We start from the raw sequence: 12,558 nt of genomic DNA, 5'->3' as shown, positions 1-12,558 counted from the left end.
TTTGTAAAATTTATCCAGTCAATCTCTTATTTTTTAATTCAAAATAAGCATCTAAAACTTCTTTTCCAATATCAGAGTTAATACCAGATTTATCATTCATAACCCACGGCACAACTACAGAGAATGCTACTTCTGGATTATCATATGGCGCATACCCTGCTAACGTTAAGTTATAACATTCTCTTCTCTCGCCCTTTTCATTTCTTCCAATATCGCTTTCTCCACCGTAAACTGTCTGTGCTGTTCCTGTTTTACCTGCTGGTTTATAAGATGCTTTTTGGAACGCCCTTACTCCTGTTCCATCACCCTCTTGGAATACCTTTCTAAATCCTTCTTTTACTTGATTTATATATTCCTCTTTCATATCAATTTTATTTAAAACAATTGGTTCTACTGCATGCACCACTTTACCAATCTCATCTTTTTGCGACGTTTGCTCTCTTACCTCTTGTACAATTTGTGGCTTCATTCGATATCCACCGTTTGCAATTGTTGAAATATACTGTACGAGCTGAAGTGGTGTATACGTGTCATACTGACCAATTGAGTAATCTAATAAGAAACCCGGCTGATTATCTTTTTTACCAATTTGTCCAGCTGTTTCATTCGGTAAATCAATACCCGTTGGAACACCTAATCCGAATTGTCTGAAATAGTACCTCATTTTATCAAAGTATTCCTGTTTAATATTTAATGAACTATTTTTCACATAATCCACACCTGCAATTTTTAATGCTGTATGAAACATATAAACGTTTGAAGAGACTTGTAACGCTCTTAAATCATCAATGTTTCCAAACTCTTTCCAAGATTTCTTCTCCCTAGTACCTTTAAACTTCATAGGTGCATCATAAAAATAAGTACCTGGTGTTATAGCTTTCGTTTCAAATCCAGTTAAAACTGTGGCACCTTTAACTGTTGATCCCAGCTCATATGAACTAGTCATTGTACCTAATGCATAGTCTTCAATTTCTGTTTTCCCGTCTTTTTCTACAAGTCTTTTCCCAGCCATTGATAATACTTGTCCGTTTTTCGGATTCATCATTACAACGAAAGCACGGTCCAACATAGATTCAGATCCTTTATATGCCTTTAATATTTTTTCTATACTTTCTTCTACTTTTTTCTGTAATTCCATATCTATCGTTAAAGTTAAGTTCTTACCGCTCTTTCCCTCAGAAATTGTTTCCGTTCTAATTGTAGTACCTTGTTTATCTGCAACGCTTCTTACTTCTTTTTTTGTACCATGAAGTACATCTTCATATTGCTGCTCGATATAACTTTTTCCAACCCTATCATTTCGGCTATAATCACGTACTAAGTAATAATCTAATCGTTCACTTGGTAATCCTTCATCAGAATTAGAAACATTTCCAAGAACAGATCGGAATAATCCATCATTCACATACACTCTCTCCCAATCAACCGACACGTCTACACCTGGGAGATTTGCTAAACCTTCACTAATTATAGTAAATTCCTTTTCACTAACGTCTTTTTTTATAATTTGTGGAGCCATTTGATAACCAGAAGTCATCTTACTTTTAATAGCTAACACTTTTATATCTTTATCTGTTAAATCTTGAAGATTTTTATCCGTAACTCGTTTTCTTTTTAACTCTTCAATTTTTTTATCTAAATTTTTTCCGGTAATATCTTTATCTCTGAACCTATTTATTTCTTTTTTAGATACTAATTTTTCGGTTAGTGTCGGATTTAATTGCATCCAAAAATCTTTCTTATCCGTCTCAGTTAGTTTATCTATATCTTCTTTTGGTATTTCAATTATGTCTGCAAGTTGTCTTGCTGTTTTTAATATTTCTTCTGATTTTACACCTTTCATCTTTGTATATGTAATTGTACGTAAAGACTTATTATCAACTACTGGATTCCCTTCTCGGTCAAATATTTTCCCCCGCGGCACAGAAAGGCTTACGGTTGCATTTTCTCTCTTCTCCACTTCATTTTTATACGTCTCACCATCAATAATTTGTACTTTACCTAATTGTATAATCATGGCAGAAAACAATATAAATACACATAAGAATAAAATGTTTAACCGCATCGGTACTGCTCTACCGCTTTTTTTCTCTTGTTTTTTCACCTTGTCATAATCTCCTCCTTACTGTATTTCTATTAATAATTGAATCTATATATTAAAAGTAATGCACATTTTCTATACATTACTTTGCACAAATACTAATATATTGATAAAAACTTAATAGAAATTAAAGCAAATCTAAAGAAAAGGTAAAGTTTTCTAAATTAAATACAAAAATACCCAATAACGAAAAGCTTAACTTTTCGTTATTGGGTATTTAAGAATTAATAATTGAACGTATTGATTCTAATCTATCATCATAATTTGATAAAGGCTTTTTACTCTGAATTTTTGGCAAGTAAATCGTTACTGTTGTTCCGACGCCAACCTCACTCATAATACTTATATTCCCTTGATGACTTTCAATAATTTTATAACTTAACATCAATCCAATACCGGTACCTTTTTCTTTCGTACTATAGAATGGTTCACCTAATCTTTTAATTCGTTCTTCAGGTATTCCTATTCCTTTATCAATTACACTAATAATGATACCATCTTTGCCTATTTCTTTTATGTGAATTGAAATTCTCCCACCATCTGGCATAGCTTCGATTGAATTTTGCAAAATGTTAATAAATACTTGTTTCAGTTGATTTTCTGAGCATTCAATGATTATATCCTTGGAATCTGTATATAATTCAACTTGAATATTTGTCATAATTGCTTTTGTATTCATTAATGAGACGACATTTTTAAATAGTTGATAAATATTTTTCTTTTCGGTACTTATTTCGTCTGTTTTAGCAATCGACAAAAATTCTTGAAGAATCGCTTCTATTCTTTCAATTTCAGAAAGCATTAAATCAAAATATTTTTCTTGATCTTCTTTATTAATTTGGAATAATTGAATAAACCCTTTAATTACAGTTAACGGATTTCTTACTTCATGAGCTACACCAGCCGCTAATTGTCCAATTGCTGCAAGCGTATCTGATTTATTTAGCAATTCTTCTGTCTTTTTTCGCTCTGTAATATCGCGTACGATAATCATAATTTTATCCTGTAATAATGGTAAGCACCTGGCTTCAAAGAAGTCAACACTGTCATTAAGTGTAAGTGGATATTCTACTATTACATTCGTTCCTTTTTCCTTCACTTGACTAATGGCTTCCTGAAACTGCTGTGCTACTGGAGATGGTAAGACATCGTAAAACTTTTTTCCCATAAAAGCTTCTGCGGGTACGTAAAATTTTGTAGGGGATCCTGCTTTATAATCAATAATTGTGCCGTCATCTTCTGTTAAGAAACATAAGTCTGGTAAAGCTTGAAAAATTAATTCCAATTCAGACGTTTGTTGTTTTAATTTCTCTTCTATTGCTTTTAAATGTGTAATATCTACACCAACAGCCCAATAACTAAATCCACTTACAGGAAACTGTTCTGATATATTGGACCACATTATCGTTTTAATTTCACCATTTTTACATGTTAAGCGCATTTCCCAATCTCTAAAGTTCTTTCCACGAGTCAAAAATTTCTTTTGTATCTCGTGACGATAATTATGATCAGGATACAGTAAGCGAAGTGCGTTTGGATTTCCAATTACCTCTTCCGCAGTATATCCTGTTACAATTTCACATTCGCGATTCCACAAAACAAAATCTCCATTATAATCAAGTGCATCAACCATAACAGGCATGTTTTGTAAGATTGTATGTAGTTCCTCCTCTTTTCGAGTAAGTAACGTTGTATTTTTATTTTGAAATCCTTTCATTACCCCACCTATAATTAGATTTGAAAGCATTTCAAAGTATTTTTGGGAATTGAAAATTTCGCTTTTCTGAGACCATACAACAAAAGATCCTAAATATTGATTGTATAAAAAAATGGGGATTTCAATTTTGGGAAGTTTACATATTTTCTTTTCATTTATTCCAAATGAAAATATACATTCTTTTTCAGCATCAAGAAGTTGATGTGATATGTTGGTTAATTGATAAAATTGTTCTGCCATGGTTTCTATTGTACTCACATCAATAAGTTCCATTAGCCGCGCATTCATTCCTTTTTCACCTCAATATGTAAAATTCATACAAACTTTAAATTCATACTTCTCCATTATACGAAGAATGTGCCTGTAGGTATATAGCTGAAGAATAATTATTCGAACAAATTTTATTTTTCAATTAAAAACAAAAAATATATGCATGCAAATTGAAACTCTAATTAGTAAGTTTTATTCATCTCCGACTGATTATTAGCTGAGCCAATCATGATCTTTTATGTTGCATGAACTCTCCTTAACATCCTTACATTCGTTAAGTTTTGACATAGTTTTATACACACTAGTAGCAATATAAAAATACATTACATATAAAGTTCATAAAATTTTCACAATTATCATGAAAAATATAAACATTTATTCCAATATATTCTATATAATAAAATGTAATAAGGCTTCTATGAATCTCATAGAATACCTTACCCCTAATAAAAAGAAAAAAAGAATCCAATTGGATTCTTTTTTTCTTTTTATGTTACATTACATATTTATATAAAGCATGTGCAACACCATGTTCTTCATTAGATAATGTTTCATATTTACACATCGCTTTTATTTCTTCAACAGCATTTCCCATTGCAATTGAAATGTTCGCTTTTTCCATCATAGAAACATCGTTTAGCCCATCACCTATCGCAACAGTATTTTCAACTGAAATATTAAGATATTCAGCTAAAGTGTATAATCCATTCCCTTTTTGAGCATCTCGATGATTAATCTCTAAATTGTGCCAATATGAAGATGTAATTGCTAAATCTGAATTATGAAGAAATGTTTCTTTTAGTTTTTTTAATTTCTCTATATCATAAGAAAATGGCAACAATTTATGCACGTGTATTTCTGTTTCTACAATTGACTTGCAACTTTCCGTACTATGAAATGCTGTATGCTCAAGGTATAATGCTGCAATTGTTTCTAATTCTTGTATATCCACATTTGTTTTTGAATTTTTCAAATCCTCAATTTCCCTGCGTACACTTTCCACTCCATATTCTGGAACATATACGCCTTTATCTGTATAAAGTTGATAATATAAACCATTCTCTTCAAGATATTTTACTATTTTAAGTGCCTGCATATTTTGAATTGGATATCTTTTCATCATTTTTTTATCTTTATATATAAGTGCACCATTTTCTGCAATGATCGGACACTCTAAATCAGCTTCTAACAATAATCGTTCAATATCGACAATAGAACGTCCTGTACAAATCGCTACAACATGGCCCGCTTCTTGACATGCTCGAATTGCTTTTGCATTCTCTGTACTAATCATTTTATTCCCTGAAAGAAGGGTTCCATCTAAATCAATTGCTATTAATTTCATTATTTCTTCACCACTTTCTAAAATACACGAGTTCTACCTATATTCAAGGTATCGTTTTCACACTGATCTCGTGAGGTTCTCTTTAGTTATAATTTATGAAAAGCGTTTCAGGTCAAGAAATAATTAAAAATAAAATCAGAAGCTTTTCTTTTTAAAGAAAAGCTTCTGATTTTAAACTATGAACTATAACTAATATATTTCGTCTCACACATGTACACATTCTTTTCTTCAGTTGGGACATATATTTTAAACTTTTCTAAACGTTTTCCGTAAACATGAATAGTGACAACGCTTTCATTTTCTGCTATTTCAAGAATATGACAATCAGCTGGTGGAATGACTTTATCTGTTTCTCCTTCTCCCAAATAAAGATTTCCTGTATGAGTTAAATAAACAAGTGAATTTTCAAGCTGCTTCGTTTGTATAAAGTTCTGCACCATTATTCTTCCTGTAAATACGCCTTCTACTCCCCATGTGCCATCATGATCATGCAAAGGAGTCGATTGTCCATCTTTCCATACAAGAGCTAATACTTCAAAACGATTTAAAGGATCTTCATAAAGCAAGTGTCGTTCATATTGAGCCGAATTCGCCTTCTGTTTTTCTAACGGAAGCCATGTTTTCTTTTCTAAAAGTTCTTCTAATAATTTTTCAATCCCACAAACAATTTGATCTTCTAACAAATTACTATTTATTAAATCCGTTACAGCTTTAATAAATGTTTGGAACGTCTTACTTCCATTACACGTTAACATAAGCATCCTCCTCTACTCTTATTCACACACTTCCATACTAAATAACCAACTAAAATTTTACAATTGAGAAATAAAAAAACAAGGTACAGTAAATTTGTACCTTGCTGAACAGTTTATTGAGTTTTAAGCGAATAGGTAAGAATTTTGAATTAAATCATAATATACTTTATCCTTCTCTTCGACGTTTTGAGAGTATGAGGGCTATAACGAAAAAGGTACATACACAAGTCGGAAAACCAAACCGAAATATGTATGAAATTACTGAAACAGGAGAAGAAATTTTTCTGAAATGTTGCGCGAGTTTCCCAAAAAACTCGCGACAAACAATATAGAATTTCTTGTTCGTATCGCGCTTTTTGAAAAGCTTGATTATGAAGCTAGAAAAGAAGTTTTAACAATACGCCAAGACATACTACATAAACAACTTACTGCTATTCAATCTTTAGATGCTAGTTCACCTTTTATTACAGAAGTAATTGAATTTAGTAAATCACGTATCGAACATGAATTGCTCTGGATTACATCACTTATGAAGAAAATATGAAAAAATAAAAGAAAAGTTAAAAACAATGAATGAAAATGAGATTTATTATCAATACTATAATTAATAAAAGGGCAACCACGATTTGGCTACCCTTCAAAAATTTATACTTCCGGATCGAAAGTTTTGCAATCTGTTTCTTCTGTAGTCGATGCTTGTTTTCCTTTATGACTTACTACATAAATTGCGTCTGCGCTACATTTATTGCCGTTAGCCCAAAATTTACAGTTGTTTACTTCACATAAAACGTCTTGTGCCATAGTATCACACCTCCTCGTTCTATTATCATTAACAAAATTCGGAGGTATGATACTTTTTGTTATGCATTTTTTATTCCCTTTTTAGCTTTCTTAATGGCTCTATATCTCCTTGTACAATAGCACCTATATTTTCAGTTATTTTTTCAATATGAAAATGCCACCATTGTATTTGCAATAATTCTTCTATTATTGCATTTGAAAATCTCTCCCTTATTTTATTTGCAGGGTTTCCACCAACAATTGTATATGGTGCAACGTCTCTAGTCACAACCGATTTAGCTGCTATTATTGCACCATCCCCTATTTTTATTCCAGGCATAATTGTTGTATCCATACCGATCCAAACGTCATTTCCTATAACTGTATCACCTTTGTAAGGTAAATCAGACAAATTAGGTGTATACTTCTCCCACCCATTTCCAAATATATTAAATGGATATGCCGAAAATCCATCCATCCGATGATTCGCTCCATTCATAATAAAGGTAACTCCATTTGCAATACAACAAAACTTTCCAATGATAAGGCGATCTCCAAGAAATTCATAATGATGTAATACTCGATCTTCAAATGTTTCTCCATCTTTCGCATCATAATATGAATAATCTCCGGAGAGTATATTAGCTTTCGTTATTGTATTTTTTATAAAGTGAACATTTTTATTTCCTTCGATAGGGTATTTAACATTTGGATTAGGATTCATGTTGCACAGCACTTCCTTTCCTATTCATTTCACTCTCTATTGCTATAACTGGCTTTAAATTGTATATAGGTAAAATAAATAATAATCCAATTATAAATAGTAAAGCTGTGCCTTCGTACATCGTACTTAATGAGAACATTTCTTTTAATGAACCAGCAATACTCATCGTTACTACCATTGAACCGGTGAATAGCGGACTTAAAATACCATTTACACGACCAATAAAATCAGTATCACTATTTTGAATAATGAGCGTATTAATACCTATTTGAATACAAGGAAGAGCTAAACCGCTAAAAAGTTGTGCTGTGAGTGTTACCCATAAATTGGTGGAATAACCTATAATACCGATGCCAATTGCCTGACCAAGCATACCGATAATTAACATCTTTTGCGGCGCAACATTTTTTGCAAACACCATCGCTAAAGCACCGCCAACAATCATTCCTGCACCATTTACTGTTAGTAACCATTGTAAACTCTCTTTTGATAATCCTAACTGCTCAGTCACAATAAAAATACCTAACGGCTGAATTAAACCAATTCCTAGTCCTGCAGCCATAAAACAAAGCCCTAGCAAAGTTAATGCCTTTTTCTTTTTCACATATTTAATTCCATCGAGCATTTCCTGTAATAGAGTGATTTCTTTCTTCTCATTATCATTCTCAAGATCTTTCGGAAGAAATAACAACACAGTTGCTGCAAGTAAAAAAGCGATACCTGTAATAATGATTGAAATATAAATTCCAAAACTATGAAAAATAAATGTTCCAAGAATCGGTCCTAACACCATAAATATCGCAAATATTGTTTGATAAATAGACATTGCTAATTGAATTTGTTCTGCCGATAAATGCTGTTTAAACAATTTCATGCCAGATGGCTGAGAAAATTGCGAAAGGATTGCAGAAATAAGTGTGACAAAAAACACGATTTTCCACGTTCCAAACATTAGAGTAATTAATACTGCAAATACTGATAAAGAACTTAAAGTCTCACACCATATCATAGTCCTCTTCGGCTTCCACCTATCAGCAAACGTTCCACCAATAAAGGAAAAGATGAAAATTGGAGCAAACTCCGCCACTGAAATCATCGAAATAGCAAAAGCATCACCTTTTGTCATTTCCATTACATATAGTAATACCGCAAAGTTCCGAACCCATATTCCAATTTGTAAAAATAATGCTGATGCTAGAATCCCCTGTACAAACCGGTTTTTTAATACTTGTGATACCCCATTATTTTGTTTCATTTCTACATTTGTCGACATAAAAAAGCCCCCTATTTCATGTTCTGAACAGGAGGCAGCACAAATCATATGAAAAGACTATATTTTCGCAGAGCGAAATACATCCCTTTTCTATAAATGTACAGACTAATCCTATTCAGAAGAATATTTCGTTTTTTAACGAAGATCTCTTACAAATAGAATTAGTTGATCATTGGGATGTTTTCACCCTTCCGTTTCGAATTTAAATAACACATACATACTCTATGTAAAACATTTTCAATGTATGCATGTCTTATAATAAATATTCTAGAATGTTAATGGTAATTCCTCTAAAGAACGCATTAAATAATTACCTTGCCATTTGATTTCTTCTCGATTCCCTTTTATTTGTAGTTTAGGCATCCGATTGAATAACGTAGTAATAGCAATTTTTGCTTCCAACCTAGCAAGTGGAGCGCCTAGGCAAAAATGGCTACCATGTCCAAAGGCAATATGGCGATTGTTCTCGCGAGTAATATCGTATACTTCCGGATTCTCAAATACTGTTTCATCACGGTTTGCAGAAGCTAAGGCAATGACAACCATATCTCCTTTTTCAATTATTTGGTCATGAATTTGAAAAGGTTCATCTGCCCATCTTGAAGTTATAACCTCAACCGGGGAATAATATCGTAATCCTTCCTCAATTGCTGCATCAATTAACTTTGGATTTTCTTTTAATAACTGTAATTGATCCGGATTTTCAAGAAGTGCTAATACCGTATTTGTTATTAAATTTACCGTTGTCTCATGCCCTGCAACAATTAGTAACATTATCATTGAATATAGTTCCCGAGCGTTAAGTTTATGTCCTTCACTTTCTGCAAGTATTAAAGCACTAACCAAGTCCTCTTTCGGTTCTTTTCGTTTCATATCAACTAAATATTGAAGGTATGTAATAAACTCAGATAGTTGCTTTTCAGTTTCTTTTATTTCTTCTGGTGTTTCTGGATAAGCAATGACAGCATGCGACCAAATTCTAAATTTCGCTTGATCTTCTTTTGGAATGCCGAGCATTTCACTTATTACAATGATTGGTAAAGGAAATGAATAATCATCCACAAGGTTTAATGAACCTTTCCGCTCAACTTCGTTCAATAAATCATCTGCAATATCCTGAATTCTTCCTTCCAGTTGTGCAATCATCTTCGGTGTGAAAACTTTTTGCACAAGTGATCGCAGACGATTGTGGTTAGGTGGATCTGAATTTAACATGTGCGTCGTTAAATGATCACTATTGTCAACAGTAAGAAACACATTTAATGTATCTTGAGAAAATACATTGGCCGGATCTTTTTTTTAGCGACTGTCTTTTAAAAGCGGCAAAGCATCTTCATATCTTGTAATAAGCCACTCTGCACCTAATTCAGTTTTATTCACAAATAAGATAGGTTGCATTTTACGAGATTCTTTATAAATTTCATATGCATCTTCTTTAAACTGAGCTGAAGCTAAATTGATGCCATCCTCTATTCTTAGCCCAACTTTATTTTTCATTGACATTGTATTCCCTCACTCTCATTTGTTTAAAAAAAACAACCAACATATGCATTATACGCTAATAAAAACGTGAAAATTGTAACTTTTTAATCAAAACCTTACTTCGTATATTGAAAAATAAAAAAGTGAGGGAGTAAAATCTTTCTACTCTCTCACTTTTCTTTATGCGAAGCACATGAAATTACTAATTTGTTGATAGCGATAACTTATTTTACGACGCCGACCACCTTGCCACGTGTAACCTGATACTCCATTTCTTCTCACTTCGGTCGGGAAGAACCATAAATCCCTTCCGAAAGGACCAGGACGATGTAAGCGTAAATAGCCCCATCTTCCTAGACAGTTACACATCCAAGATTTCATATTACCTGGTTGTGCAGGAGAAGCAAATGTAGACGGTAACGACGGCGCTTGTGACGGAGGTGGTGACGTTGGAGCATCTTCCGCATCATCTGGTCTGTAATCTTCTTGTTCAATATCTCTCACTTCATTTGTAGGTTCATACCCGTAGTTTTGTGGATTATAATACATCGCTTGAACATATGGATAATTTTGTTGGTTATACATATTAATAAATCACCTTCTTTTCATTCATTACCTTTACCATTCATATGTGATATGCCCTCTCTGGGAATCTTATGTATAGCCTAAATTCAACAAAAAATAAAGCTCGTATTTTAAAAATACGAGCTTTTTCATAAACGGAATAGATGTATTATTTTCTTAATTTCACACTATAGAAACGCATTTCATCTAATGAACCTTCAAATTCAAATACTTCTTGTTTAATTAATTCCTTTAAGCGATATTCTAAAAACGTATCGCCAACTGATTGCTCTACAAGACCAAGTGCTTCACCAATTACTATCGGAGCTTTTAGAAATTCTTGATCAGCACCTACACTTTTCGCACATTCAATTATAAATTGATCAAAATAATCTTCTTGTACAGAATGCACTTCATTGTCTGTCCAAACTCTTAAAAATTCCGTACTTTTCGATAGACTATCCCACTCATGTTCAAACTGCAGACGATTCTCTACAGTTAAATACGGCAATTTTACAAAACTTTTTTGAATTAGAGCTAAACTTTCAGGTGGTAACTCTCCTGTTCCACGAATATCATACTCTTGTTTTAATATTTCTTTACTCGCTTCAGACGTATTTATAAATCGAATGTTTTTCTTATCTTTTAATTGCGCGATTACAAAACTTAAGCCTACATGTTCATGCGCGTTATTTTCTTGCTAACTGACCTTCATTTGTATGTAATTGATGTATTGGCCCAATTGAAAAGAATTCAGAGAATGAAACCACACTCTCCTCGAGTAACCCTTCCTGTTTCAACATATATTTTAAACAACCGGCTGTTGAATCATCAAAAGCGATATGAATGTGTATACTTTCACTTATATTCTTTTCCTTAGTTGTATCATTCGTTAATTGCTTAGGAATACTCGTTAAATTTTTTATCATATCTTCATTATAATTCCCGTCTAATACATCTAACTGTATTAGAATACTTTGAAGTAAATGTTTTGCTTCATCTTCATACATATCTTCAACAACGTTTTTAATTTTATCTATCACGTAAATCCCTCTATTCATTTCAAAAATAACGTAGAGTATAGTGTATCATTTTACTATCGTTCTTTAAAAGCTTTTTAGTCAAATCATTTCTTACATTGATTAATGCAGCTATCTAAGTTTTTAATGAAATCTTTCTCCATCTCCTCCTCAACTTATAGACCTAAAATATTTTTTGCTTCCACGTTATCAATCACACAAAATCATAATAGTTGCTAAATAAATTTTAAACACTTTGTAAATCTACTTATTTAAATGTATAATTATATAGAAAATAAAAACTGTAGGAGCAATATTAATGGAAAAAGTACTTACTAATTATAAACATTATTTAAAAAATTGGAGATTTATATTTATTTGTATATTACCTGCTGTCGCTTTATTGTATACACTTGATGTTATCTTTGAACTACTGTTTCACCAAAATTTCTATCTGTAATCAACGATTGTAAAATACCCAATAACAACGGTTTTAAATTCCCCAAAAATAACAGATAATCGTTTCGA

The 12,558-nt window shown here is 32.2% G+C and carries 8 protein-coding genes and 3 pseudogenes; 1 reads left to right on the top strand and 10 read right to left on the bottom strand.

Translation table 11 applies throughout. The annotated features are described in order from the left end of the window. Nucleotides 1-10: 10 nt before the first annotated feature. The 4 genes from PDQ33_RS16470 to PDQ33_RS16455 all read right to left on the bottom strand — a co-directional run bounded on the left by PDQ33_RS16470 (nucleotide 11) and on the right by PDQ33_RS16455 (nucleotide 6,188). The gene (locus PDQ33_RS16470; protein WP_061130313.1) at nucleotides 11-2,104 is read right to left on the bottom strand and encodes a peptidoglycan D,D-transpeptidase FtsI family protein; all 2,094 of its coding nucleotides are present in this window, start codon (nucleotides 2,102-2,104) and stop codon (nucleotides 11-13) included. Nucleotides 2,105-2,318: 214 nt separating this feature from the next. Further along, entirely contained in the window at nucleotides 2,319-4,106 is a 1,788-nt protein-coding gene (locus PDQ33_RS16465; protein WP_061130325.1) for a PAS domain-containing sensor histidine kinase, read from the bottom strand. Nucleotides 4,107-4,581: 475 nt separating this feature from the next. Next, nucleotides 4,582-5,433, bottom strand: coding sequence for a Cof-type HAD-IIB family hydrolase (locus PDQ33_RS16460; RefSeq protein WP_061130324.1), 852 nt, complete (start codon nucleotides 5,431-5,433; stop codon nucleotides 4,582-4,584). Between the two features lie 176 nt (nucleotides 5,434-5,609). Continuing rightward, nucleotides 5,610-6,188, bottom strand: coding sequence for a cysteine dioxygenase family protein (locus PDQ33_RS16455; protein WP_270395189.1), 579 nt, complete (start codon nucleotides 6,186-6,188; stop codon nucleotides 5,610-5,612). Between the two features lie 92 nt (nucleotides 6,189-6,280). Between PDQ33_RS16455 and PDQ33_RS16450 the strand changes: the two are divergent. Next, nucleotides 6,281-6,732 (top strand): annotated as a pseudogene (locus PDQ33_RS16450) (PadR family transcriptional regulator). A gap of 101 nt (nucleotides 6,733-6,833) precedes the next feature. Here PDQ33_RS16450 and PDQ33_RS16445 read toward each other — a convergent pair. The 6 genes and pseudogenes from PDQ33_RS16445 to PDQ33_RS16420 form a co-directional block, all read right to left on the bottom strand. Further along, nucleotides 6,834-6,989, bottom strand: a complete 156-nt coding sequence (locus tag PDQ33_RS16445; protein ID WP_000046091.1) for a DUF1540 domain-containing protein — start codon at nucleotides 6,987-6,989, stop codon at nucleotides 6,834-6,836. Between the two features lie 70 nt (nucleotides 6,990-7,059). Further along, nucleotides 7,060-7,692, bottom strand: coding sequence for a Vat family streptogramin A O-acetyltransferase (locus PDQ33_RS16440; RefSeq protein ID WP_001069222.1), 633 nt, complete (start codon nucleotides 7,690-7,692; stop codon nucleotides 7,060-7,062). After that, a complete protein-coding gene (locus PDQ33_RS16435; RefSeq protein ID WP_061130323.1) occupies nucleotides 7,682-8,965 on the bottom strand; it encodes an MFS transporter in 1,284 nt (427 codons plus the stop codon). The genes PDQ33_RS16440 and PDQ33_RS16435 overlap by 11 nt, the downstream gene beginning before the upstream one ends. A gap of 267 nt (nucleotides 8,966-9,232) precedes the next feature. Then, a pseudogene (gene cypA, locus PDQ33_RS16430) lies at nucleotides 9,233-10,468 on the bottom strand (cytochrome P450). Between the two features lie 159 nt (nucleotides 10,469-10,627). After that, nucleotides 10,628-11,032 carry a hypothetical protein gene (locus PDQ33_RS16425; protein WP_270756292.1) on the bottom strand — a complete coding sequence of 135 codons (405 nt, stop codon included), beginning with the start codon at nucleotides 11,030-11,032 and terminating at the stop codon, nucleotides 10,628-10,630. Between the two features lie 148 nt (nucleotides 11,033-11,180). Further along, nucleotides 11,181-12,054: pseudogene (locus PDQ33_RS16420) on the bottom strand (DUF1835 domain-containing protein). Nucleotides 12,055-12,558: the final 504 nt, after the last annotated feature.

The organism is Bacillus cereus group sp. Bc031 (genome assembly GCF_027716265.1).
GTDB lineage: Bacteria > Bacillota > Bacilli > Bacillales > Bacillaceae_G > Bacillus_A > Bacillus_A paranthracis.
This window is presented reverse-complemented; position numbering and strand designations above follow the sequence as displayed.